Raw genomic sequence first — 417 nt, 5'->3', positions numbered from 1 at the left:
CCTGAATGATGCCCATTTGCTGATCCCACTGTGTTTGAGCCTTATCTTTAATCGTTTCAAACGTATCAGCTGGGCTGATTTCTAACTCCAGGTTTTTCTTGGCCTGATCTAAACTGATCAAGGACGTTGCAATCTTCATAGTGACTACTTTATTCGTCGTGGTGTCGAATTTGTAATAGGCCTGCACATTCGTTCCACCGCCGCCACTGCCCGTCAGTTTGCCACTTGCGGTTACTGGCTTATCGAAGGTAGCATAGATGAAAATACGCGTTGCACCTGTAGAAAGACCGCTTTTTTGATCGGAGTAGCCAGAAATCGCATTGTTTGCAGCATCCAGCGTAATTCCGCCACTATTGCTTTGGTTGTCAAAAAGCAGATTAGAGGAATCCCCGGCAAATGTGAATCGGAACATAGCTG

General features: G+C 45.8%; 1 pseudogene. It reads right to left on the bottom strand.

The annotated features are described in order from the left end of the window. Nucleotides 1-417: pseudogene (locus AC1DUA_RS40780) on the bottom strand (GH92 family glycosyl hydrolase); the annotation flags it as partial.

The sequence above is a fragment of the Paenibacillus sp. 01T422 genome, assembly GCF_056398785.1.
Note: the sequence above shows the minus strand (reverse complement) of the source record. Positions and strands in the feature narration are given on the sequence as shown.